Origin of the sequence: Amycolatopsis speibonae (genome assembly GCF_042647925.1) — a bacterium.
Taxonomy (GTDB): domain Bacteria; phylum Actinomycetota; class Actinomycetes; order Mycobacteriales; family Pseudonocardiaceae; genus Amycolatopsis; species Amycolatopsis speibonae.
Map to the genome: position 1 here is coordinate 111865 of NZ_JBHRWK010000020.1, position 22591 is coordinate 134455.

Genomic DNA, 22591 nt, shown 5'->3' on the forward strand with positions numbered 1-22591 from the left:
TGTACGCGCGTGCCCGAAGATCGAGATCATGCGCATCAAGACGCTCGGTCTGCTGGCCGCCTCGTTGCTGGCCCTCATCGCCTCGCCGGCTCAGGCCGCCGACGGCAACCCCCTTGAGAAGACCAACGGCTTCTACGTCGACCCGAGCTCCAACCCCGCTGTCTGGGTGAAGGATCACCCGGGCAGCACCGCCGACAAGATCAAGGCCGCCATCTCCACCAAGGCGGGCGCGCGCTGGTTCGGCAACTGGAGCGGCGACGTCAAGAAGGCCGTCGACGGCTACACCTACGCCGCCGATGTGGCGGACAAGCTGCCGATCCTGGTCGCCTACAACGTCCCCGGCCGTGACTGCGGCGGCCACTCCGGCGGTGGCGCGGGCAGCCCCGAGGCCTACCGGACCTGGATCTCGAACTTCGCCGACGGCATCGGCGGCAAGCCCGCGGTCGTCATCATCGAGCCGGACGCGCTCGCGCAGGTCGACTGCCTGCCCGCCGGTGAGCGCCAGACCCGCCTCGACCTGCTCAAGTACGCCGCGGAGCAGTTCGCCGCGAAGGCCCCGAACACCTGGGCCTACATGGACGGCGGCAACTCGACCTGGATCCCCGCCGCGACCATGGCCGACCGGCTCGACGCCGTCGGGGTGAAGTCGATCCGCGGTCTCGCGATCAACGTGTCGAACTACAAGACCACCACCGACTCGGCGAACTACGGCAAGGCCGTCAGCGCCGCGCTGTCGAGCAGGTACGGCTACACCAAGCCGTTCGTCATCGACACGAGCCGCAACGGCAACGGCCCCAAGGGCACCGAGTGGTGCAACCCGGCCGGTCGCAAGCTCGGGACGCCTTCGCAGACCGGTGGCGGCGCCGAGATGCTGCTCTGGGTCAAGGTGCCCGGTGACTCCGACGGCAAGTGCGGGATCGCGCCGAACGTCGAAGCCGGTCAGTTCAGCTCCGACCTGGCCCTGCGCCTGATCAGCGGGACCTGACCTTCCTCAAGCCCGTCGCGCCGGCTGTTCGTCTGTGACTTTCGTTCTCCCGAGAAGGCGAAGGCCACGACCCCTTGGACAGCAGCCGGCGCGACGACTCCACTACCGCCGAAGGGGGTCGGACCACGGTGGCCGCCCACACGACCATCTCGCGCCTCCGGAACGCGTTGCGAAGGGGCCCTTCACCGCATGACCTGCGGTGAAGGGCCCCTTGAGTGTCAAGGCGGAGGTGTCGTGTGGGTCGGGGTGGTCGTGAGTGGCAAGTGCCGTTCTAACGACACTTGCCACTCACGACCACCTGTACCGACGCCTGCCGCCACCCGCCCCTGCCTGCCCGCCCCTGCCTGCCCGCCCCGCCCCACCCCGCCCACTTCGGCCCCTTCGTGGCGTCTGATGCGGGGAAAGTCCCCTTCAGCTCTCTACTGGGAGAGCAGGTTCGCGCAGCGGATCAGCCCGATGTGCGAGTACGCCTGCGGGTGGTTGCCCAGCGAACGTTCCGCGATCGGGTCGAACTGCTCGGGCAGTAGCCCGGTCGGGCCCGCGGCGTCGACGATCTGCGTGAACAGCTCCTCGGCCTCGGTGCGCCGCCCGGTGAGCAGATACGCCTCGATGAGCCAGGCCGCGCAGATGTGGAAGCCGCCCTCGCCGCCGGGAAGGCCGTCGTCGCGGCGGTACCGGTACACAGTGGACCCACTGCGCAGTTCCGCCTCGATCGCGGTCACCGTCGACTGGAACCGCGGGTCGGCCGGATCGATCAGCCCGGTCAGCCCGACGAACAGCGACGCGGCGTCGAGGTCCGTTCCGTCGTAGGCGGTGGTGAAGGCCTGGACCTCTTCGTTCCAGCCCTTCTCCAGCACGTCCGCGGAGATCTCGTCCCGCAGCGAAGGCCACGCTCCCGGCACTTCACGGCCGTAGACGTCGCCCAGCTTGATCGCCCTGTCGATGGTCACCCAGCACATCACCCGCGAGTACACCCGGTGGCGCGGCACGTGCCGCTCCTCCCAGATGCCGTGGTCCGGCTCGTTCCAGCGCCGCGTGACGGCCTCGGCCATCGCGCGCACCAGCTGCCAGTCCTCGTCGCGCAGCTCGCCGCGCGCCGCCGCCAGTGTCTGCACGAGTTCGACGACCGGGCCGAAGACGTCCAGCTGCACCTGGTGGTTCGCCAGGTTGCCGACGCGGACCGGCCGCGAACCGGCGTACCCGGGCAGCGATTCGATGACCGCCTCGGCACCGATCACGCTGCCCGCCAAGGTGTACAGCGGGTGCAGCCGTTCCGGACCGGCCAGAGTGGACAGCACGCCGTGCAGCCAGCGGAGGTAACCTTCCGCCTCTTCGGTCGAGCCGAGGTGGACCAGTTCGCGCACGGTCATGGCCGCGTCGCGGATCCAGCAGTACCGGTAGTCCCAGTTGCGGACGCCGCCGATCTCCTCCGGTAGCGACGACGTCGCCGCCGCGAGCACGCCGCCGGTGTCGGTGTTGACGAGTCCGCGCAGCGTCAGCGCCGAGCGGCCGACGAGGTCGGTCTGGACGCTGGGCAGTTTGAGCGTCTGCGCCCAGGTGCTCCAGTAGTCGCCCGCGCGAGAGCGTCGCTCCACTTCGGACAGTTCGTGCGCGCCGAGATCCGAGGTGCCGCAACGGAGTTCGAGCACCACCGGGTTCTCCGGTGACGGGGTGACGAGCGTCGACGCGGTGTCGTTCATGCCGTCGGAGGTGATTTCCCACTTCACGCCCGGCGAGCGCAGCGCGAACGGCTCCGAGGTGCCCTGCACGAGGATCCCGTCGCCGTCGGCGACCAGTTTCACCGGCACGCCACCGAATTCGGGCCTCGGCGCGAACACGATCTCCGCCGCCGTCTCGCCCGAGATCACCCGGACGAGATCCGTGCGGTGCGCGGGGCTCTCCGGTTCGAGGTAGTCGGTGACGAGCAGCCGGGACCAGCGGGTCTCGACCGTCATCGTGTTCGGCAGGTAGCGCTGCCCGAGCGGCAGGCCGTTGCGGTGCGGTTTGATCGAGAAGTGCCCCGCGCCGGCGCCGCCGAGCAGGTCCGCGAACACCGCGGGCGCGTCGGGTCCGGGGTGGCACAGCCAGGTCAGCCGGGCGTCCGGCGTGACGAGCGCGACCGAACGTTCGTTGGCCAGCAGGGAAAGCCGCTCGATCGGCGGGGCCTGCTCGCCGTAGAGCCAGTTGCGCCGCTCTTCGAGCAGGAAGGCGAGCGCCATCGCGACGTCGACGGTGTCGGGGACCCGGTACTGCGCGAGGCTTTCGCCCTCGCCGACCTTCACGCCGAGGTCCGGGCCGGAGATCCGGGCGAACGCCTTCTCGTCGGTGACGTCGTCGCCGAGGAAGATCGCCGCGGTCGCGCCGACCTGGTGTCGCAGGGTGTCCAGCGCGCGGCCCTTGTCAGTCTGGACGACCGCGAGCTCGACGACCTCCTTGCCGTCGGTCGTGGACACGCCCTCCCACCTCGAAGGTCCATTGTGGACATCGCGAAGGACGCGGCGGCCCGCCTCGTGCTCGGCTCGGCGGACGTGCACCGCGATGCTCGCGGGCTTGACCTCGAGCGAGACGCCCGGCACGTCGAGCACCAGGTTCTCCAGCTCGGATTCGAGCCGTCTGTGGAGCTCGCGGGCCTTGTCGTCGAGCGCGTGGATGAAGCCGATGTCGAACTCGGACCCGTGACTGCCGACCAGGTTCACTTCGGCCGGGAGACGGGACAGAGTGGCGAGATCGCGCAACGCGCGGCCGGAGATGACCGCGGTGGTCGTCTCGTGCAGGCCGGCCAGCGACCTGAGTGCGCCTACCGATTCGGGCAGCGGCCGGGCTTCGTCCGGGTTGGCCGTGATCGGAGCCAGCGTGCCGTCGTAGTCGCAGGCGACCAGCAGCCGCGGCGTGCGGGCGACCTGAACGATCGCTCGCCGCAGCTCGGCGGGCAGTGCCTCGGCGGTCAACGATTCTCCTCGGGAACTATGCGGGGTATGGGGGAAGTCTCAGTCGGCCGGTTCGGCACCGAGCGCCTGGAGGAACGAGCGCGCCCAGCGGTCGACATCGTGCGTGAGGACTTGCCGACGCATGGCGCGCATACGACGGCGACCCTCTGCGGGGTCGAGCGTAATGGCAGTCTCCAAGGCGTTCTTCACCCCGTCCAGGTCATGCGGGTTGACCAGGAGTGCACTGGTCAGCTCCGCCGCGGCGCCGGCGAACTCCGAAAGCACGAGCGCGCCGCCGAGGTCGTGGCGGCAGGCGACGTACTCCTTGCAGACGAGGTTCATCCCGTCACGCAGGGGAGTGACCACCATGACGTCGGCCGCGGAGAAGAACGCGGCCAGTTCGGTCCGGTTCACGGACTGGTGCAGATAATGCACGACCGGGTGACCCACGCGCGCGAATTCGCCGTTGATCCGCCCGACCATCTGCTCGATGTCGCCGCGCATCCGCTGGTAGTGCTCCACCCGCTCGCGGCTCGGCGTGGCCAGCTGGACGAACGTGACGTCCTCCGGACGGACGCGGCCTTCGTGCAGCAATTCGTGCAGCGCCTGCAGCCGCAGGTCGATGCCCTTGGTGTAGTCGAGCCTGTCGACCCCGAGCAGGACCTTCTTCGGATTGCCCAGATCGCGCCGCAGCTGGGCGGCGCGTTCGGTGACGCCCTTGGTCTTGGCGAGTTTGTCGAGGCCGATGGCGTCGATGGAGATCGGGAACGCGCCGACCCGCACCGTGCGGTCGCCGACCTGCATCAGGCCGGGGCGGGTGCGGATGCCGACCGCGCCGCGGCTGGATTCGAGACCGGCCAGCTGCCGCGCCAGCCAGAGGAAGTTCTGCGCGCCACCCGGCCGGTGGAAACCGACGAGGTCGGCCCCGACCAGGCCGCGGACGATCTCGGTCCGCCACGGCATCTGCATGAACAACTCGACCGGGGGAAACGGGATGTGCAGGAAGAACCCGATCCGGAGGTCCGGGCGCAGTTCGCGGAGCATCGCCGGGACCAGTTGCAGCTGGTAGTCCTGGATCCACACGGTCGCGCCCTCGGCGGCGACCTTCGCGCTGGCCTCGGCGAAGCGCTTGTTCACCCGGACGTAGGACTCCCACCAGCTCCGGTCGAACACCGGCCGCGCCACCACGTCGTGGTACAGCGGCCAGAGCGTCGCGTTGGAGAAGCCCTCGTAGTAGTCGCGGACGTCGTCCGAGGTCAGGGAGACCGGGTGCAGGACCAGGCCGTCGTCGTCGAACTCCTCGACCTCGACGTCGGGCACGCCCGGCCAACCGACCCAGGCGCCCTTGCGAGAGCGCAGGAAGGGTTCGAGCGCGGACACCAGTCCACCGGGACTCGCCGTCCAGCGCCTGCTCCCGTCGGCGGTCCGTTCGAGGTCCACCGGGAGCCGGTTCGCGACCACCACGAAATCCGCGGAGGCCGTCCTGCTCGTCTCGGCAATCACTTCGTCCACCAGCCGCTCCCTCAAACTCGCGGGTCGCTGCCCTAAGGGGAAACCCTATCGCGCGAGGAGGTCACGGCCGGTCGACGAGCGATCACTCCAAGCGTCGTTCGGCGGGTTCCATCGGACCCGCCATCCGCGGCCCGGCGAATTTGCGCTCCAGCCTGCCGAGCCCCGTGCGCACCGGCTGCGCCAGGTATTCGCCGAGCACGACGCCCGCTGCCAGGGCGAGGCCCACGGCGACGGCCGTCATGAGCGTCGAGATGTTCGCGCCGGGCTCGACGCCCAATTGGTATAGACCACGATAGGTGGAGAGACCGGGCAGGAGGGGCGTGATGCCGGACACAGCCACCACGAGCGGCGTCACCTTGAGCCGCCTGGCGAGCACGCCGCCGCAGAAGCCGACCAGCGTGGCGGCGATCGCGGACGAGCTGACGGCCTCGAAATCGGTCAGCATCAAGGCGCCGTAGACCGCGCCGCCGATCGCGCCGGCCGCTCCCGCGACGATCATCGCGCGCATCGTCGAGTACGAGGCGAGCGCGAAGCAGGCCGACGCGCCGATGCTGCCGACGATGATGATCGGCAGGTCCTGCGGCGTCGAGGAGATGACCTCGGGCAACGGCGTGAGCGGCATCCGGAGCAACAGCGCGATCTTCAGGGCGAGCACCACGCCCGCGATCAACCCGGCACTCATCAGCGCGGTTTCCATCGTGCGCCCGGCCGCCGTGACGTAGTAGCCGGTGATGGCGTCCTGCACGGCGGAAACCGTGGAAAGACCGGACAGCAGCACGGTGACCGCCGCCGCGACGACCAGCGTGGGTTTGTTCGTGGTGAGCAGGTCGCTGCTGACTATCGCCATCGCGGACAGGGTCGCGACCAGGCCGCCGATCACCTGCTGGAAGAAGAACGGCAGCGCGTAGCGGTTCAGGAAGCGGCCGAGCCGGTCGATCACCGCGCTGATCACCACCGCGACCAGCGCGACGTCGATGCTGCCGCCGAGGATCAGGGTGATGAAACCGGCCAGCCCACCCCAGGCGGCCGTGGCCACCCAACGGGGGTACGGGTGCGGCGCGGTCGTGATCCGCTGCAGTTCCTGCTGGGCCTCTTCGGCGCCGATGTTCCCGCGGGCGATCCGGCGGACCAGGGTCTCCGTCTGGGTGAGCCGCGTGTAGTCGAGGCTGCGCGAGCGGACCACACGCAGCGCCGTCACCGGTGCCATGTCGGTGCCGCGGTGGCAGGTGACCGTGATCGACGTGAAGATCACGTCGACCTCGCAGTGCGGGAGGCCGAGCGCGGAGGTCAGCGCGATGATCGTCGCCGTGACGTCGGAGGCGCCGGCGCCGCTGGACATCTGGACCTCGCCGATGCGCAGGACGAGGTCCAGGACGAAGTTGACCGTCGTGTCGTCGGGCGGCTGCGGGCCCATCGTCTCGTCGCCGTCGACGGCGGGCTGCTCGGTCGTCGGGGCTTCGAGGATCTGCCAGGCGCGGCGGCGCAGCAGGTTCGGCCGGTGCGAGCGAGCCTGGTGGATCGATCGCTCTCCGTCACGTTGGCGCGGCGCTTCCAGTAGCCATTCGCCACGTTCGGGTGTTTCGTCCTGGTTGTTTCCGACACCGCGTTCGCCGCGCTGGGCCCCCTTGGTGTGCTCGTTGATCTTCATGATCGATCCACCTCCTCACTTGTCTTATAGGGACTTTCCCGAGGACCATCGGGGCCGATGCCCCGACCGTTGCAGGAAACCCGAAGTGGCGTCCGCCACGTCGGAGGAAGATCATCGCGGCGTCGTCGGTTTGCGGCACACTGAATGCCATGGCGTCCACTGTGAGCAGGCGTTCTGTCCTTCGCGCGGCCGGTGTCACCGCAGCCGGAACGGCGACGACATTCACCCTTTCGGGGGCATCTAGCGGGGCGGAGGCCCCGGTTTTCGCGCACGGGGTGGCCTCGGGTGACCCGATGCCCGATTCGGTGCTCCTCTGGACCAGGGTCACGCCGTCGGCCGAAGCCGTTCCGGGATCCGGAAAAGGCGTGCTCGTGGACGTCCGGTGGGAGGTGGCGAAGGACGACGGCTTCACGGACGTCGTCGCTCGCGGTCACGCCCGGACCGGGCCGGAACGTGACCACACGGTGAAGGTGACGGCGGACGGGCTGTGCGCGTCGACCGCGTACTGGTACCGGTTCACGGCCCAGGGGAGGGTCTCGTCGACCGGACGGACGCGCACCGCGCCTTCGCACGACGACGACGTCGCGATGCTGCGGTTCGGCGTGGTCTCTTGTGCGAACTGGGCTGTCGGTCACTTCGCCCCCTACGGCTATCTGGCCGGCCGCGACGATCTGGACGCCTTCATCCACTTGGGTGACTACCTCTACGAGGGAAATCCCAACCCTGCGGGTGATCTCCGCCCCTCGGTACCGCCCAACGAGTTGATCACCCTCGCGGATTACCGGCAACGCCACGCGATGTACAAGACCGACGAGCATCTGCGGCGGCTCCACGCCCGCCATCCGATGGTCGCGACCTGGGACGATCACGAGGCGGCCGACAACGCCTGGTCCGGTGGATCGCCGTCGCACGATCCGGCGACCGAAGGCAGCTGGCTCGACCGGATGCGGGCGGCGCACCAGGCGTACTTCGAATGGATGCCCGTGCGGCATCGCGGCGACCGGCTGTACCGGCGGCTGAAGTTCGGGAAACTGGCCGACCTCACCATGCTGGACCTGCGGACCTACCGGACCCGGCAGCCCAGCCCCTCGGAAGCGGCGGACGGCACGATCCTGGGCGCCGAGCAGCGGCAATGGTTCCTGGAAGGCCTCGCGCGCGGGACGGCGTCGTGGAACCTGATCGGCAACTCGGTGATGGTCACGCCGCTGGTGATTCCGGCGCTGCCAAGCCGCGAGAAACTCGCGCTGGACGGCCTGCTCGACGGCCAGCCGACCACGGTGAACACCGACCAATGGGACGGCTACACCGCCGACCGCCGCCGGGTGCTGGACACCATCGCCGCGCAGGGCCGGGGCAACACGGTGTTCCTGACCGGCGACGTCCACTCGTCGTGGGCGAACGACGTGCCGCAGGACGGGACGAGCGTCGCGGTGGAGTTCGTCTGCCCGTCCGTCACCTCGGACAACATCGACGAACAGCTCGGCGTCCCGCCGCGGACCGGCTCGCTCAAGGTCGAGGCCGCGATCCGCGCGCTGAACCCGCACGTGCGCTTCGTGGAACTCGACTCGCACGGCCCCTGCGTCCTCGAAGTGACGCCGGACGCCGTCCGGATGAACTGGCACTACGTCGCCGACCGCCGCGACCCGGCGACCGCCGTGACGTTCGCGCACGCCTTCCGGACGGTGGCCGGGGAGCCCTGGGTGCGGCCTGCGGAGGGTTGAGGGGACGCCGATATACTGGGTTCGCCCGGGCTGTCCTGGGCAAGGCCGCTATAGCTCAGCTGGTAGAGCATCTGTCTTGTAAACAGAAGGTCAGGGGTTCGAACCCCCTTGGCGGCTCAAGATCAACATGGCGTTGACCTGCCGGTCCTCCACTCTATGTGAGTGTTGTTCACATTTGGTTTGGTCTCATTGGGCTCCGTTTCGTCTCCGTTTTCACTGCTGTGCCGAAAGCCGCGGCGAAAGTTGGCGAGCTCAGAGCCGTACGCGTTTGATGACGTCACGCTGCGGACCGGGCTGGCTATGGGCGCTGTCCCGCTTGGCTGGGATGGTTTCCCAGAAGAACGACGCAGGCTTCACCCGATGCATGTTCTGCCCTCCCCGCGACGAGGCGGACATGAGACGGCAAGAAGGGGCACGCTGGCTGTGAGCGATCCAATGCAGCTAGTCACCCAGGCCTGCTGGCGAAGTCCTCGTTGCTTGCAACAGGCAACGCCTGAACGTTGGACCGCCTGTGCTGGCGGGGCCATGTGCCGCGTGCTCTGACTTCGTCGAGTGGGCGGAGGCTCAGGAAGTGACGGCGATGTTGGTATGCAGCGGCTCCATGATCGGCCGTATGAGTCCGATCTCTCGTGTGGCTTGTGGGTTCGCTAGCTTGCACGCCTCGTGCTGCAAGTCAGCAAGTGCCGCATAGATGGACCTCGCGCCGGTGAAGTGTATTGCCGCGGTTGGCCGGGCCGTCTGGTGATCCGTGGGGTCGTTGAGGGGAGCAAAGCCTAAGAAGAACTAAGCTTCACGGCGATCGGTAGTGGCTCGAACGGAAGGTGATGGATCACCCATGGCGGTGTCTACTAGGCGTAAACCCAGGCGGGTGCCCACCAGCCCGTACGGCGATGACCAGCAGCCCCTGCATGTCGACTCAGGGTATGTATGGGCTCCTTTACGAGACGCCTGGCTATTGCTTACTCCAGAAGAGGAAGTTCGCCAGCAATTTATCTACCGCCTTGTTGTGCAGTATGGTTTCCAGTTAGATCAGATGGCTCAAGAAAGGCGAACTCAAAGGGGACGCTCATCGAGTCGCGCTGACCTGGTTGTTGCTCGAGACGCACAAGCTCTAAAGGACAACCGAGACTACTTGATGGTGGCTGAAGTTAAGTCAGATAATGTCTCGATTGATGTACGCGACTATGCACAAGGGGAGAGCTACGCTAGGGCGGTGAACGCTGAATTCCTTGTTTGTCTAAACAATCGAGATCAGGCTGTATTTCGCCTGACGCCCGGGGCTCCAGGCGATCGCATTCAGATTACTCGGATACCGTCTGCTGCTGATCTGTCTGACCCAGCACGCCTAGAGTCCGTCCGTCGAGCTACCAAGGCATTTACTAGAGACGAGTTCCAGCGGCTCCTACATGATTGCCACTCCATCCTACGAGACAACCATAAGATGGACCCAGGCGCCGCCTTCGACGAGATATCAAAGATCCTCTTTATCAAGATGGCGTATGAGCGTACAGGTAAATCAGAGGTCTTTACGACCGAAAAGATCAGGAAGGTGAAGCAAGCTAACCTTATCGAAGGAGACGGCAGTGAAGTCCTTGAACAGCTGTTCTCTGTGACCAAGGGCAAATTCGCAGCTGACGACTTGTTTTCGGACGACGACAGAATTAAGGTTTCTTACCCGACCTTTGAGCGAATCGTCCGCATGTTGGAGCGCTTCAATCTCTCGCGCACCGGGGATGATATCAAAGGGTTGGCTTTTGAGCGGTTCCTGGGAGCCACGTTCCGGGGCGAGCTTGGCCAGTTCTTCACGCCGAGGCCGATTGTCGACTTCATGGTCGAGATGTTGAATCCCCGGGAGGGGCAGCGCGTATGTGATCCTGCTTGCGGAACGGGGGGCTTTCTTATCAAGGCCTTTGAATATATCAGGAACGGGATTGAGGCCGACGCTGCACGCGAGAAGGCTGACGCCAAGTCAAGTCTGTTGTTGGAGGCAAAGAAGAACAACTGGTCGACGGAAAAGTTGGAAACCGAGATCGATGCAAACATTTCTGCGGTTAATGCGCGACTCGACGAGACTGTTGAAAATTCACGCATCCGGGCGGTTAGCGGTGATTCGATCTTCGGCGTCGATGCAGAAATGCGAGCTGCCCGTACGGCGAAGATGAATATGATCATGCACGGTGATGGTCATGCTGGTATCTACTATCACGATGGCCTGCTTGATATCGACGCGATATTTCCGCAGCGGTTCGATATCGTGCTGAGTAACCCGCCTTTCGGTGCAACAGTGGGCCATGATCAGCTGGTTGGTACGACAGAGCAAACCACCGTGGCGCCTATGACTGCCACTCAGGTGCGGAAGAATATCGAGACATATGGCGAAGAGTGGCATGGTTACTATCGTGCAATGCTAGAGGCCGCCCGTCTTCAGCGGCCAATTCTCGAACTGTTCGACGTCGGCCGCAATCCAGTCGGCTCTCCTATGGGCCAAGGAAGTGTTAGGCCGGCACGTGCTACTGAAGAGGTTTTCGTCGAGCGCTGCATCTCGCTGCTCAAACCTGGCGGAAAGCTCGGCATTGTCCTACCCGATGGGATCCTTAACAACCCTACTACCGCATGGTTGAGAAACTACGTCGAGAGTCGAGCGAAACTTCTCGCAGTAGTTTCCATACCGCACGAAGTGTTTCGCTCGGCTAATGCCACAGTGAAAACTTCGCTAGTTTTTCTTCGGAAATTTAGTGACGACGAGGCGAGGGGCTGGGAGGAGCTCACAAACTCTATTGCCAATGAACTAAAAAGTGAATTCAAAGACGAGATACTTCAGGGTGAGAACGATTTTCGATTGGCCGAAGTTGGTGGCAACGAAGCGCTGCTGCCTCTGCTGGATGAGTTAAAGAAACTCGAAAAAGACAAAGCTTCATCCGTGGCCAGGTTGAAAGCGGCCAGAAAACTATCTGAGGCAATGGGGCCGTCTGGTCGCGCAAGCTCGAGGAAACTAATACGGATGGCGCGAGCGAAAGAAGATGCACTGCAGGCGAAACTCGAGCGCGAGCTGCAGGAAAGGAGGAAGGCGCGCTGGAGCTACCCAGTATTTATGGCTGAGGTTTCCTCTGCTGGAATCACCGGTTCCGGTGATACTGGCACACATGTCCCGAATGAATTGCCGGAGGTGCTCCAAGCGTTCCGTGACTTTGACGAGAATAAAGCAAGATTTATCGAAACGCAAGAAGTCGCTTTGTTCTAGAATTTAGATTGCAAGAAGGAGGTGTGTAGATGTTCGCTACGACGATTGTAGCATCGACGGCTCTTTCGCGATGGGACGTTAAGAGTGTACTTTCGAAGAACTGGGAAGGGAGCAAGGAAGCGCAGCGCCCGATCGGGCGATTCGTTCGGAGGCGACGGGAAGAAAATATCGATGCGAATGGCGTTCGATACGGCTCGATCCATTTTGACGGGTCAGTGTCACTTCGGGCCGAAGGAACGAAAATCGCTGGTAAGACGTGGATAGCACGTGCAGATGATCTAGTCTTCTCGAAGATTGATATTAGAAATGGGGCGATCGCCGTTATCCCGAAGGAGTTCGAGTCGATCGCTTTTAGCTCTGAATATCCCATCTACGATGTACATGTTTCGGGTGGGTTTCTGCCAGAATTCTTGCAAATACTCTGCAGGACAAAAATCTTCCGGAGTCAAGTCGAGGCGCTAGCGGTCGGACACAGCGGTCGTAGGCGTGTGACTCCAGAAAGCTTCGAAGATTTGCTGATTCCAGTGGTCGGCAAATCGACGCAACGTCGTATTGTTGACCAATACCGCCGTCAATTGGATGTTGCCGAGCAACTCATTGTGGATGCCGAAGATACCGAGGGCTTGACAGTTCGAGCATTCATGGACGCTCTCGGGCTTGTTTACCGGCCTATTGAGCATGGGCGAAAGTTTGTCGCTGTGGAGAGTGGGTCACTTTATCGTTGGACATTTCGCTCTGCTATGTCAATCCTCCAGGGAGGGTCTGCATTGGCGGACGGGCGCTATCGATCCGCTCCGCTCGGAAGCGGCGATCTGTCTGTGCTGAAGCGTGGGGTGTCCAAGTCGCCGCGAAACCGTCCCGGTGACAATGCGCGACCCTACATTCGGGTGGCAAACATTCAGAAGTGGGGGTTGGATCTATCGGATGTTAAAGAGATCGATGTTCCCCCGTCAAGCTTGAAAAGCTTGCGGATTAACGCCGGTGATATCTTGATTTGTCGAAATAATAGTATGGAGCTAGTCGGAAAGGCTGCGCTTTGGGAGGGGCAGATCGAGGATTGTGTGCACGATGACCATGTATTCCGTCTTGCTCTGAACCTTGATGAGCTTCATCCCGAGTATATTAATGCCTTTCTTGCGACGCCTCTGGTCAGAGCGTGGTTTCAGGGTAGGGCGCAGATGACGACTAATCTCGCGGGCATTACCGGAGATGCGGTAGTCGACATGCCCATTCCGCTTCCGCCAATTCGGACCCAGGAGAATTTGGGGCGAGAGTTCCGTGATGGTTTAATGAAGGCGCACTCGCAAAGAATGGACGCAACAAAGCTGGTTGAACAAGCCTTATCTCAAGCTGAACTAGAAATTGCGGCCGCGCATGCGGATGGTCGGGTCGATTTCTAGCTGATTGCTCTAGCGGACAGCGTGGTGCGAGGTTCCTGCGGCGTTCGTGCTTAGAGGTCCTAACAGAATCTGCTGAGGTGGCGGTAGCAGATGATGCAGGTGGCGAGGCTGAGGAAGGCTTCGTGGATGTCGTCGCGGCGTTCTCAGCGGATGCGTAGCCGGTTCATGCCGTGGTACCAGGCGATGCTGCGTTCCACGACCCAGCGGGTCGTGCCGAGTCCGGAGCCGTGAGGTTGCCCACGGCGGGCGATCCGGGTGGCGATTCCCTTGGTGCGTAAGCGTCTGCGGTACTTGTCGTGGTCGTAGGCACGTTCGGCATAGACCGTCTTCGGGCGTCGGCGGGGACGCCCCCGTCGGCCGCGCACAGCCGGCACCGCCTCGAGCAGAGGTTCCAGCTGGTTGATGTCGTGGCGGTTACCGCCGGTCAGCGTGGCTGTCAGTGGGATTCCGCCGCCCTCGGTCAGGATGTGGTGCTTGGAGCCCGGCCGGGCGCGGTCGACCGGGCTCGGCCCGCTTTTGGGCCATGACGAGCGGTCCGAACATGAGAAGAAATCGATCACGCAGCGGTCCCAGTCGAGGGTGTCGGCGGCGTGCAATTCAGCCAGCAGTCGCTCGTGCAGCCGTGTCCACACGCCGAGGAGATCGGATACCGCGTACAAAAATCGGTCTTCGAGGTCGTCTGCAACCCCAGCCAGCGGCTGGGGCTCGAGGCGAACCTGCGCGACATCATCGACCCCGATGCCGACTCGATCCGGATCTATCAACTTGACGGAGGAACCTTCGGACAAGCCAGGCACCTCGGCGCCGCAGTCGAGCCGCCGCACCAAGGACGCTTGATCGTGTAGCGGTTGGGAACCCCAAGCGTCGCCCGACACGCCAGGAGGTCCTCAAGCGCTACCCGGCGTGTCATCTTGCTATGTGGGATCGCCGAGATTGCCGTTAGCTCAATTCAGACGCATGCCTGGTCATCTAGGGCAGCGCTGGCTATCCGCCGCCAGTGAGGATCGCAACATGTTCATGAGGTTGCCGACCTCGACTCCTGTCAGCAGCGCTGGCTGCCCGCAGCCGCCGAGCATCGCAACTACGTCGCCTACCAGCCTGCGCCCGACCTCGTGTGGCAGCGCTGGCTGCCGCAGCCAGCCAGGAGCGCAACTACACCTCAGGAGTGAACGCGTTCCTCTCGTGGAGCAGCGCTGGTTGTCTGCAGTCAGCGAAGGCCGCAATTTTCGCCGAACACGGAGGCAGGCGCTATGCCACCTAGCAGTGCTGGCCGTCTATGGCGAGCGGGCGTACTGGAACCGCAAGGACGGCAAGTACCTGGTCGAATGGTTACATGCCTGCGCGTCGGGAGCGGTGAGGCGGAGTGGATCTCGGCGGTACGTCGTCCGGGATGGCGGGTCCGGTGCACAGAGAGGGAAGGGCGCGCAGGACCCGAGGACACCACGCCACATGTCGAACAGATGTTCAGCTCGGCGACTCAGGAGCGGCCGATCGTACCGACCGGCGGACGTGCACCGGAGAGAGTTCGATGACGGATCCTGACATCGCGAAGCCGCCGGTGACGGGCCAAAGGTGAAGTCGGGCCTCAGGCAGAGGCACACTGAACTGTTGATGATCGCTGCAGAGTGATGGGAACAACGGGACCCACGGATTCGCGGTTTCGACTACGCTGACCGCTCGACCGACTACGCTTGTGTGTTGATCGCGAGTGGAGCGGCCGGGCCGTGGGGGCGGCTGGTAGAGAAGATGTCGGGCGACGGGGAGGGCGAGCCGACGTGTCATTGAACGTGGCCAAGTTGCGACAGCAGGCTGGTGAACTTGATGCCGAGCTGGAGCAGGCCAGGTATTCCGGGCGGTCGGCTGACGGTATCGCGTCGGCTGTGGTGACCGGTCAGGGCAAGCTGGTGGACCTGACGATCGCGGATCACGTGATCCGAAGTACGCATCCGCAGCGGCTGGGGCCCGCGGTCCTGGAGGCAGTGTCGGCGGCTCGACGTGAGGCCGCGCAGGTCGGTGTCGCCAAGATGCGCGCCGTAGTGGACAAGGACCAGGAGTGGGCACCCGAACCCGCCCACGGCGCGGCGGTTGATCAACGGGTGGATTGTGTTCCGCCGCCTGTTCCCCGGGCCGAGGCGGTAGCCGGGTCTCGTGGAACGCGCCGGGACACCGACGAGGTCGAGGAGGAGAGCTTCGACCAGCTCGACTTCCTGGACGATGATCTCGAGGACGAGGGGTGGGATGGCTGGTGAGTTACCAGGACGAGCTATATCACCTGGCGAAAGAGATCGACGCGACCGTGGCCGCGGTCGAGCAGGCCGCGACGGGCGCGGCGCGGGACCGTGTCGTGTGGAGGTTGCCGGGGGAGCTGGGGTCGGTGACGGTGTCCGGTGCCGGTGAGCTGGTCGATGTGTCGGTGGACGTGGCCACGATGAAGGACTACAGCGCGCCGAGTCTGTCTCGTCAGCTGCTGCTGGGGATCCAGCGAGCCGAGGAGGTCGCGGCCCGCCGGTATGAGGCGGCGATCGCGGCGGTCCAGGATGAGGAGAGGCTGGTATGAGCTTCCCGGATCCGTTCGACCCCGGGGCCGGTCAGGGCTATCACGTCTATCCGGAGAAGCTGCGGGCCGCGGCCGACGCGATCGCGGACGCGGCGGGACTGCTGCAGAACTTCGCGGTAGTGGAGCTTGCGGATGTCGCGCTCGGCTCCTATGACCTGGGTTTGCCGGGGACGGCGACGAACATGATGCCCGGGCTCAACGGTACAGGGACGGTGGACCGGTACAACTCGGCCATCGACGCGATTCGACGGATCACGGCCGAGAATTCGACTCAGCTCGCCGTGCTGAGCGCGGCACTGGGCAAGGCTGCCCAGCACTATGAGCAGCTCGATCAGGAAGCCTATGAGCGGTTGAAGAAGCTGGAGGGTGAGATCAAGTGACGACCCCCGACCCGGGCCAGGCTGCGGCGGATCTTGCCACCATGAGCTACCCGGAGGGCGCGGACGCCAAGATCCGGCAGTACGCAGACCTGATCGGCGCGAACGGGATCATCGGGCTGCTCGACAAGCTCCGCGTGTTCGTCGCCGGCGACCTGAAGAAGACACTGAATCTGGCAGGCGCGTTTGCTCAGGAGAGCTCGCTGAAGGTCGCGGCAGAAACGGTCAATGACGCCAAGCTGTCGCTTAACGCCGCGTGGCATGGTGACGCGTTCGACCAGTTCTCGATGTATTCCGGGATGGTCGTCGATGGCCTGAACAAGGGCCAGGTCTCCCTGACGAGTCTGACCAAAACGATGAGCACGGTCGCTATGACGGTGATCAGCACGTACAAGAACCTGTTGCTCGCGCTCGGGAACTGTGCGGCCAACCTCGCGCAGTTGACTGGCAAGTTCGCGATTGTCGCCGGCTCTGTCGTGCTTCCACCGTTGGCCGTTCTTGCGGTCAAGGATTTCGTGGATGCGATCAACTCGGCCTTCGAGAAGTTCTGGCGTGACTGCAACACGCTCATGGCCGGCATGATCACCGACATCGGAGCGCTGGTCGGGAGCGGTCTCGAGCTGACGACCATCGAAACCACCTTCCCGAAGATCCCGGATGTCGGCACAAGTGTCGAGGTGGTCGCCGAACCCCGCCGCTGGCGGATCAAACTGGGAGCCGATCCTTCGTGAAACCACCTCTGTCCCGAGGGCTCGCCATACTGATCGCTGGTGGGATGGTGGTGCTCGCCGGCTGCGAAACGAGCCCGCCGCCTCCGCCACCGGAACCGTCGGTGTCGGTCCCGCCGCTCCCCGCACAGCTGAACGGCGCCAAGTTCAAGGCAGATCCGTGCACGGCGATCACCGTGGAACAGCTGCAGGGAATTGGCTTCAGCGACAACGGCACCGTGCAGCGGGGCCAGGATGGGAAGTGCCTGATCGCGTTCGGCCGGTTGGTCGAGGTGACCGCGTTATGGTACCCGGTGCTGCCGGAAAATATCGGCACGTTGTATCGCGACCATGCCCGAGGTCGCCATTCCAGCAAGAATTGGGAAGAAGTCACGATCAACGGCTACCCAGCCGTGATCGTGGAGGTCCAAGAGAACATTCCGACGCGGAAGGATAATGGCCCTCGGGCGTGCAGGCTGGCGCTCGGCGTCGACGACAGCACATTGGTGTACATCGGAGCCAACACGCAGGAAAGGCCAGAAGCAGGTCCGTGGAGGAACGATCCCTGCGGCGCGGCTAAGAAGATCTCCGAGTTCGTCATCGACAACCTTCGAAGCTAGGAGGAAGGCATGGCTGAACAGAACACGGTCGACGACTTCTCCTTGCCAGGACTGAACTTCTTCGTCGCCGACGACCTCAACGCGGCAGGTTCCGCAGGCGGCTTCTCCCTGAGTCGCGACGAGATGACAGCGGAGCTGGAGAATCTGCGAAGGCTTCATGATCGGATCGAGGCTCAGCGAGAGCGCGCTGCTCCACTGTGGTCGATCGTCTCCCCCGGAAGCGACCCGGCATCCGTGCGCAACACCAATGCCAGCAATACTTCCGGTACGTCGTACGGTGAGCATCTTGCCCGGCAGAGTCAGTTCGTGGCGACCATTATCGGAAAGATCCAGACCGCCCTGGGGATTACGCAACAGCACGATGAGCAGGCGGCCGCGGAGATCGGCAACGTCGGTGGAGGACATTTCTGATGCGGTGCGTGACCTTGACGGTGCTGGCAGCAGCCTCGATCCTGCTGCTGGCCGGATGCACTGAGAAGCCGGAGACGCCCCCGGGCGCCAGCTCGGGACCTTCGCTGTCCAAGGCGGCTCTGCCGTACGCGGACGCGCCGACGGTCGAGAACCCCATGTCTGCGTCGGTGATCCAGCGGGATCCGTGCGACGTGCTGACCCCGGCGCAGATCTCTTCGCTGTTTCAGGGGAAGCCGGAGGTGCAGCCGGCGCGGGACACCGGGGTCGCGCAGCAGTGCCGGTGGGCCGATATCAGCCGTGGTTCGAGTATCGGGATTCAGTTGTTGTACGCGGCGCGAGACGGCCTGAGCCAGTTCTACGCGAAGAAACAGAGCAACGGGTTGTGGCAGCTGCTGGAGCCGGTGCAGGGCTACCCGGCGGTGGCGTATGGAGCGAAGGACACGCGACAGACGTTGGGAGACTGCTCGGTGCTGGTCGGGGTCGCGGATAACGCGGTCTTCGAGGTCGACGTGAACGTCGCCGACGCCAAGGCAGGAACCGTGGATCCTTGCAAGGATGCCCGGATGGTTGCGGATCTGGCCGTGACGACGTTGAAGAGCGGTGCCTGATGAGCTTCGCCCCGACCGAGGCCATGGTGGCTTACCTGCAGAGACTGCAGGCCGAAGGCAAGCTGATCGTGCCCGCAGATCTTGTCCGCATGGTCAAGACCGGGCCCGGCACGGCAAGCCTGGGGGAGGCTCAGCGCGCGGGAGTGCTGCAGGCCCAGGAACAGCAAGGTATCGAGGCGGACACGCTGGCGGCGGTCGCGCGGCTGGAGAACGCCTGGTCGGGCCAAAGTGGCGACGCGGCCCGGGCCGGGTTGCGCCCGCTCGCGCAGGCTGCGACCGAGGCCTCCGCCGCTCTGCACGTCAGCCAGAACACGCTGGCCAACCAGGACCACGCGTTCCAGACGACGCGGGATTCGATGGTCGAAGTCTCGGATACGCCACCACAGCGGAATGTCCTGGACGTCGCGAGCCCATGGGACACCGACACCGAGATCCAGCTCAACGAGCGCAACGCCGCGATCCAGCGCAACAACGAGATCTACAACGCCTTCACGCGCACCAGTGACGGGCACGCCCAGACGATGCCGGTCGAGTTCGGCCAGATCGCCGGCGAGTCCGACGGGGCCTTCTCCATCGGCCAGACCCCCGGCACTGGCAGGACCGCGAAGAAGCGCGAGATCACGGGCCCCGGCAGGCCATCCGACAGTGAACCCGTCGGCGTTGCCGGACGCGCCGTGCAGGCCGATCATCGCGCGGGTGCCGGGCCAAGGCAAGTCGGGGAAGCGTTGCCGGAACAGGCGGCAGGTGAACAGCGGCAGGGCAGCGCCTCTTTGCTGCAGGGCACGGATGACGGGACAGAGGTGGCTGGGTTCGGGCGCCCGGCCCCGTCAGGCATCGACGTCGCGAACGTGCCGGGACCAGGGGTGGGGAATCTTCCGGCCGCGGGTGGCGGCGCGGACACGCTGAACTACGTGGCGGGACCGGACCGGCCTGGTTCAGGTCCGGTCGTGCCGCCGTACGGCCGCGGTGGTTCTCCCGGCGTGATAGGGCCGGGAGGTCCGGGCAGGTCGGCGGGGCCGGGGCCATATGGGGCGGTTGGTGAGGCTGCTGGGCGTGTCGGCGCTGGCGGTCAGGGGCCAGCAGGTAGCCGCGGCGCAGGAGGTGCGCCGGTCGTTCCGGTTGCCGGGCGCGACAAGAGCAAGGAAGAGGACAAAGAGAAGAAGTCTCCGGAGTATCTGCAGGAGCCGGACCCGCAGGGGTTGTTCGGCTACACCGGCCGGGTACCGCCGCCGGTGATCGGTAAGTAGAACCGGCAGAGGAGGACAGAGGGGTGCTCGACGAGCCGGTGACGGTACCGCGTCTGGCGGTGGCTCAAGCGTGGGAGTGGGAGCGGATCGGGCAGGTGCACCCGGTGATCGGCCCAGTGGATGTGTGGGTCGAGTCTGACGCGGAAAGCGAGCTCGCGGAGTTGGCCCGGCAGGCCCTCGCGCAACCCGGCTTCTACGAGTTACGGCGCGGCCGGATCGCCGGATGGTTCCGGGACCTGATGCTGGCCATCGCCTCGTCGAACCACGAGTGCTACGGCTTTTCAGCCGACCGCACCGGCCGGAATCGCTCAATCCTGGCGGTACCGGCAGGAAAATACGGTGCCCTCATCACCGTCGAGGACGACCTCCTGACGCTGGAACAGATTCGGTCTACCCGGGTCGTCCGGTCGGTTGCCGAGGCGCTGCCGGAGTACCCTCCTGCCGCGGTCACCGAGCGATCGGTTCCGCGCATGGAGTACCTGGCAAGCGCGGACGATGACTCGTACACCTTGGACACAGGGACGGATTACACAGCCGATGATCCGGCCGACCAGTTGCGAGGTCTGATGGCCGCGCGGCGGTTCGCCAGCCATCAGCTCTACGTTGCCGCTCGCTCGAACGGGATCAGACGAGCCAGCGTGCCACTGACGGCCGTCGACACGGCAGACCATGGCAGGCTTCTGACGTATCTCCGACCGGGGACCGACGACCTCGAAATCACGTGGGGGCCGGGCAGCCCGACGTACATCGCCGAGACCCTGCACAACACGCTAGAGGCACTGCGGGCCTGATTGCGGCCGTGCATCAGCCAGCCGAGCACACCCCGCACGCATCGGACTTCTGCGACATCGTCAGTCGCCCTCCTCGTCGTGGCGCTTCTCCGGTGCTGGCTTTGGGGTGTTCCACATTTCCTGTTCATTGGCGTGCGCTCGAAGTAGCTCAGCGGTCGTCTTCAGCTGGTCGGCAAGGTCGCGTTGCGCAGCGGCGGACAGCTGGTTCGCGAGCAGTGATGTGACCGCCAGCGGAATGCCCTTGGCGCAGCCGGTCAACTCCCATACCAGTGCTGCGGTATTACGGTTCATGGCTACCTCACGTACTTGCGGTGTCGTGAAGAATCTCGCCGCCTCGATAGGTGGCGTGGCGGTATGGACCGAGGTGAAGCGTTAGTGGACGAACTCAGAGGCTGGGAGATGCGGCCGCAGTGGGATTCCAGTCTTGGACTGTACTGCTCTGTCATCGGTGCTATAAATAGAGTTGATCTTCTGGGCTGACTGGTGGTCACTCAAAGCGCTCTCGCGGAACTTCTCCAGCTTCCGTAGGTACGGAACCATGTCTTCTGGATCTTCCAGAATCAAAGTTGCGCTGGCAGTGTGAATGGTGAGAACCGAATTATTGTCGAAGTCATCGAAGAGACTGAAAGGGATGCTAAATTCGTAATCGAAGCACGTTGTCGGTATGATGCGCACGTGGCAATGTGGCAGACATGCGGCGATTGTCAAATTAATGAGCTGCTCCTCCATGATCTCGCGCATGGTGGTGTCTCGAAGGACGATCTCGTCGATGTAGAACGTGACATCGAAGCCTGGTCGCGCGTTCTTGAGTAGGCCTTGTCGTGCCATGCGGGAGCGAACACCTGCTGTGATAACAGGATCCTTGGGGTCTCGGCCTCGCCGCAGAACCGCTTCCGCGTACTGCTCGGTCTGCAGCAGTGAAGGGATCCGCTGCGGCTCATAGAAGGTCATTTTTTTGGCGCTCGCGTGGAGAAACTCGAGTGTGGGGAGTTGGTCGTGGAGGCCGACTGGGTGGCGCTGGAGGTCGTAGCCGTTGGCGGGAAGCTCGGATAGCCGCTTCAGCCGGTCGAATTCTTTAGGGGCGGTCCGTACGCGCGCAAGATAGGTGACGATTTCCATGGTGGATCCTTCGCGCTGGCCACTTTCCATTCGGGATACTCGTGGGGCTCCCCAATCGAGGGGGCGGCAGATGTCAACTTGGTTCAGCCCTGCCTCTTCTCGTGCCCGCCGAAGAGCGGTACCTATCTCTCGGCTCTTGGCCGTCGTCTCCTCGGAGCGCTTGGATGACACTGCCTTGGGGTCTTGCTTGCGCACGGTGAATCACTTTCTCGGTGGGACGTTTGCGTTGGCGAGGGCTTCGCGGCTAGCGCCGGGGGTAACGCTCAAAGGAATGGGGGTAGCCGCTGGTGTTCTCATGCTCGAGGCGTGCTGCAATGGCTGCAGGAGACCACCGTGCGGCTGCTTGCGCGGCGAACCGGGCACGTCGACGCGCCTTGAGCCAGTCGGCGGCAATCCAGCGAAGGGCTAGCGTGATCGGAAGAGCGAGCACCGTCAGGGCGTAAACGCCTAACCAGGTCATGATTCGATCAACGCCCTGTGTGAGGAGAGTCCGGTCGAACGCGACGTTTCTGTCGCGGTTGCCGGAACCAGGATGATGCCGCTGGCCTGATCGTCGGCGTGCGCGTGAAGCGGTCGACGTAGATGCGCGGTGCCACGCCTGGCGGTTGTCGTCACGGGGATCCTCCGGCACAGTTGCACGTGTGGGAACGATCACCATGACACCGTGACCAGCTATGATTACGTAACGGGGTAAACCCGCCACGCATGGCGTTTACCCCC

19 protein-coding genes, 1 tRNA gene and 1 pseudogene are annotated in these 22591 nt (G+C 64.3%); 15 read left to right on the plus strand and 6 right to left on the minus strand.

Translation table 11 applies throughout. From position 1 onward, the window contains the following. Positions 1-28 precede the first annotated feature (28 nt). Positions 29-985 carry a glycoside hydrolase family 6 protein gene (locus ACFOSH_RS14925; protein ID WP_378239460.1) on the plus strand — a complete coding sequence of 319 codons (957 nt, stop codon included), beginning with the start codon at positions 29-31 and terminating at the stop codon, positions 983-985. Between the two features lie 419 nt (positions 986-1404). Here the strand turns inward: ACFOSH_RS14925 and otsB are convergent, their stop codons facing one another. The 3 genes from otsB to ACFOSH_RS14940 all read right to left on the minus strand — a co-directional run bounded on the left by otsB (position 1405) and on the right by ACFOSH_RS14940 (position 7072). Next, positions 1405-3933: a trehalose-phosphatase gene (gene otsB / locus ACFOSH_RS14930; RefSeq protein ID WP_378239461.1), complete on the minus strand. Its 2529-nt coding sequence runs from the start codon at positions 3931-3933 to the stop codon at positions 1405-1407. A 39-nt stretch (positions 3934-3972) separates the two neighbouring features. After that, positions 3973-5424 (minus strand): alpha,alpha-trehalose-phosphate synthase (UDP-forming), encoded by a 1452-nt coding sequence (locus tag ACFOSH_RS14935; RefSeq protein WP_378239463.1) that lies wholly within the window; start codon positions 5422-5424, stop codon positions 3973-3975. Positions 5425-5506: 82 nt separating this feature from the next. Next, entirely contained in the window at positions 5507-7072 is a 1566-nt protein-coding gene (locus ACFOSH_RS14940) for a threonine/serine exporter family protein (protein WP_378239464.1), read from the minus strand. A 149-nt stretch (positions 7073-7221) separates the two neighbouring features. On the opposite strand from ACFOSH_RS14940, the gene ACFOSH_RS14945 reads away from it, so the two are divergent. From ACFOSH_RS14945 to ACFOSH_RS14960, 4 genes are all read left to right on the plus strand, one after another. Next, positions 7222-8793, plus strand: a complete 1572-nt coding sequence (locus tag ACFOSH_RS14945) for an alkaline phosphatase D family protein (RefSeq protein WP_378239465.1) — start codon at positions 7222-7224, stop codon at positions 8791-8793. A 44-nt stretch (positions 8794-8837) separates the two neighbouring features. After that, positions 8838-8910 (plus strand) — tRNA-Thr (locus ACFOSH_RS14950). Between the two features lie 751 nt (positions 8911-9661). Further along, the gene (locus ACFOSH_RS14955; protein ID WP_378239466.1) at positions 9662-12034 is read left to right on the plus strand and encodes an N-6 DNA methylase; all 2373 of its coding nucleotides are present in this window, start codon (positions 9662-9664) and stop codon (positions 12032-12034) included. Positions 12035-12063: 29 nt separating this feature from the next. Next, positions 12064-13434, plus strand: a complete 1371-nt coding sequence (locus ACFOSH_RS14960; protein WP_378239467.1) for a hypothetical protein — start codon at positions 12064-12066, stop codon at positions 13432-13434. Positions 13435-13493: 59 nt separating this feature from the next. On the opposite strand, the pseudogene ACFOSH_RS14965 reads toward ACFOSH_RS14960, so the two are convergent. Further along, positions 13494-14069: pseudogene (locus ACFOSH_RS14965) on the minus strand (IS5 family transposase); the annotation flags it as partial. Between ACFOSH_RS14965 and cas2 the strand changes: the two are divergent. From cas2 to ACFOSH_RS15015, 10 genes are all read left to right on the plus strand, one after another. Beyond that, the gene (gene cas2 / locus ACFOSH_RS14970; RefSeq protein ID WP_378239468.1) at positions 14049-14279 is read left to right on the plus strand and encodes a CRISPR-associated endonuclease Cas2; all 231 of its coding nucleotides are present in this window, start codon (positions 14049-14051) and stop codon (positions 14277-14279) included. The pseudogene ACFOSH_RS14965 and the gene cas2 overlap by 21 nt on opposite strands. Positions 14280-15209: 930 nt before the next feature. Then, a complete protein-coding gene (locus ACFOSH_RS14975; protein ID WP_378239469.1) occupies positions 15210-15683 on the plus strand; it encodes a YbaB/EbfC family nucleoid-associated protein in 474 nt (157 codons plus the stop codon). Further along, positions 15668-15991, plus strand: a complete 324-nt coding sequence (locus ACFOSH_RS14980; RefSeq protein WP_378239470.1) for a hypothetical protein — start codon at positions 15668-15670, stop codon at positions 15989-15991. Before ACFOSH_RS14975 ends, ACFOSH_RS14980 begins: the two co-directional genes overlap by 16 nt. Next, entirely contained in the window at positions 15988-16371 is a 384-nt protein-coding gene (locus tag ACFOSH_RS14985) for a hypothetical protein (protein ID WP_378239471.1), read from the plus strand. The genes ACFOSH_RS14980 and ACFOSH_RS14985 overlap by 4 nt, the downstream gene beginning before the upstream one ends. Then, positions 16368-17099, plus strand: coding sequence for a hypothetical protein (locus ACFOSH_RS14990; RefSeq protein ID WP_378239472.1), 732 nt, complete (start codon positions 16368-16370; stop codon positions 17097-17099). Before ACFOSH_RS14985 ends, ACFOSH_RS14990 begins: the two co-directional genes overlap by 4 nt. Before the next feature lie 44 nt (positions 17100-17143). Beyond that, complete coding sequence (locus ACFOSH_RS14995; protein WP_378239473.1) at positions 17144-17695, plus strand: DUF3558 domain-containing protein; 552 nt, start codon at positions 17144-17146, stop codon at positions 17693-17695. 9 nt (positions 17696-17704) lie between these two features. After that, positions 17705-18106, plus strand: a complete 402-nt coding sequence (locus ACFOSH_RS15000; protein ID WP_378239474.1) for a hypothetical protein — start codon at positions 17705-17707, stop codon at positions 18104-18106. Between the two features lie 20 nt (positions 18107-18126). Further along, complete coding sequence (locus tag ACFOSH_RS15005; protein WP_378239543.1) at positions 18127-18714, plus strand: DUF3558 domain-containing protein; 588 nt, start codon at positions 18127-18129, stop codon at positions 18712-18714. Further along, a complete protein-coding gene (locus tag ACFOSH_RS15010) occupies positions 18714-19961 on the plus strand; it encodes a hypothetical protein (protein WP_378239475.1) in 1248 nt (415 codons plus the stop codon). Before ACFOSH_RS15005 ends, ACFOSH_RS15010 begins: the two co-directional genes overlap by 1 nt. 23 nt (positions 19962-19984) lie before the next feature. Next, a complete protein-coding gene (locus tag ACFOSH_RS15015; protein ID WP_378239476.1) occupies positions 19985-20752 on the plus strand; it encodes an ESX secretion-associated protein EspG in 768 nt (255 codons plus the stop codon). Positions 20753-20812: 60 nt separating this feature from the next. On the opposite strand, the gene ACFOSH_RS15020 is transcribed toward ACFOSH_RS15015, so the two are convergent. Next, positions 20813-21043, minus strand: a complete 231-nt coding sequence (locus tag ACFOSH_RS15020; RefSeq protein WP_378239477.1) for a hypothetical protein — start codon at positions 21041-21043, stop codon at positions 20813-20815. Between the two features lie 81 nt (positions 21044-21124). Continuing rightward, entirely contained in the window at positions 21125-22066 is a 942-nt protein-coding gene (locus ACFOSH_RS15025; protein ID WP_378239478.1) for a helix-turn-helix domain-containing protein, read from the minus strand. Positions 22067-22591 lie beyond the last annotated feature (525 nt).

Coding starts and splice junctions, on each gene's coding strand:
- ACFOSH_RS14925 (WP_378239460.1), top strand. CDS start 29: ATGCGCATCAAGACGCTCGGTCTGCTGGCCGCCTCGTTGCTGGCCCTC.
- ACFOSH_RS14940 (WP_378239464.1), bottom strand. CDS start 7,072: ATGAAGATCAACGAGCACACCAAGGGGGCCCAGCGCGGCGAACGCGGT.
- ACFOSH_RS14945 (WP_378239465.1), top strand. CDS start 7,222: ATGGCGTCCACTGTGAGCAGGCGTTCTGTCCTTCGCGCGGCCGGTGTC.
- ACFOSH_RS14960 (WP_378239467.1), top strand. CDS start 12,064: ATGTTCGCTACGACGATTGTAGCATCGACGGCTCTTTCGCGATGGGAC.
- ACFOSH_RS14985 (WP_378239471.1), top strand. CDS start 15,988: ATGAGCTTCCCGGATCCGTTCGACCCCGGGGCCGGTCAGGGCTATCAC.
- ACFOSH_RS14995 (WP_378239473.1), top strand. CDS start 17,144: ATGGTGGTGCTCGCCGGCTGCGAAACGAGCCCGCCGCCTCCGCCACCG.
- ACFOSH_RS15000 (WP_378239474.1), top strand. CDS start 17,705: ATGGCTGAACAGAACACGGTCGACGACTTCTCCTTGCCAGGACTGAAC.
- ACFOSH_RS15010 (WP_378239475.1), top strand. CDS start 18,714: ATGAGCTTCGCCCCGACCGAGGCCATGGTGGCTTACCTGCAGAGACTG.
- ACFOSH_RS15020 (WP_378239477.1), bottom strand. CDS start 21,043: ATGAACCGTAATACCGCAGCACTGGTATGGGAGTTGACCGGCTGCGCC.